The sequence below is a fragment of the Streptomyces sp. DvalAA-14 genome, from assembly GCF_900091855.1.
Classification (GTDB): domain Bacteria; phylum Actinomycetota; class Actinomycetes; order Streptomycetales; family Streptomycetaceae; genus Actinacidiphila.
Window position 1 is genome coordinate 1 of sequence record NZ_FMCH01000104.1, and the last position, 1,173, is coordinate 1,173.

Sequence of the window (1,173 nt, forward strand, 5' to 3'; positions counted from 1 at the left end):
AGGCGGCGCTGGCCGACACGTTGGCGGCGGTCCTGGCGGCGCCGGCGAGTCGGCGGGTGCTGGTGCTGGAGGGGGCGCCCGGGGCGTCGGCGTGCCGGCCGGGATCGAGGTCGTGCCGCAGGCGGGGGGCGGGCTCGACGAGCGGCTGGCCGCCGCCTTCGGGCAGTGCCGGGGCCCGGCGCTGCTCATCGGTATGGACACCCCGCAGGTGACTCCCGAGTTGCTGGGGCCCGCGCTGGAACCGGGCGCCTGGCCCGGGCGGTCGGCGTGGTTCGGGCCGGCCGTCGACGGCGGGTTCTGGGCGCTGGGCCTGGCCGAGCCGGATCCCGCGCTGCTGCGGGGGGTGCCGATGTCCACGCCGCGGACCGGGCGGGTGCAGCGGGAGCGGCTCGTCGCGGCGGGCCTGACCGTCCGTGAGCTGCCGCTGCTGCGGGATGTGGACACTCCCCGGGACGCGGAACTGGTGGCCGCCGAGGCGCCGGGCAGCCGGTTCGCCGCCGCGCTGGCCCGGCTCACCCCGGTGGGCGTGCGATGAGCGTCCCGGTGGCGCCGGCCGTACCCGTCGGCCGGCGCCAGGAGTGGTGGAGCGCCGATCCGTACACCCGGGCGCTGCGTACCGGCCGCGGTCCCCTCTTCCTGCACCGTTCGGACGGCTGGCTGCTGCCGCTGGACGTCGAACGCTGGTGCGCGCGGCCGGACGCCGCCGACCTGACCGTGCTGGACCGGTGCCGCGGCGCCGTTCTGGATGTCGGCTGCGGCCCGGGGCGCCTGGTCGCCTCGCTGGCCGAGCGGGGCCGCTTGGCGCTCGGCGTGGACGTCAGCGCGGAGGCGGTGCGCCGGACCCGCGAGGCCGGCGGCAGCGCCCTGGTCCGCTCGGTGTTCGAGGCGCTGCCGCGCGAAGGCCGGTGGCGTACCGCCCTGCTGATGGACGGCAACATCGGCATCGGCGGCGATCCGGCCGCGCTGCTCACCCGGATGGCCGCAGTCGTCGACCCGGCCGGCGCACTGATCGTGGAGACGGCCCCGCCGGGCACCGACGACGACCTCGACGAAAGAGTCCGCGTCCGGCTGGACGACGGCGCGGGCCTGCGCGGCGACGCCCTTCCCCTGGTCACGGGTGGGGCCGCTGGCCCTCGCCCGGCACGCCGGCCCGGCGGGCTGGACGGCCACCGG

General features: G+C 78.7%; 2 pseudogenes. Both read left to right on the top strand.

The features are described from left to right. Positions 1 to 535, top strand: a pseudogene (locus GA0115240_RS04965) (DUF2064 domain-containing protein); the annotation flags it as partial. Continuing rightward, positions 532 to 1,173 (top strand): annotated as a pseudogene (locus tag GA0115240_RS04970) (class I SAM-dependent methyltransferase); the annotation flags it as partial. The pseudogenes GA0115240_RS04965 and GA0115240_RS04970, both read left to right, overlap by 4 nt.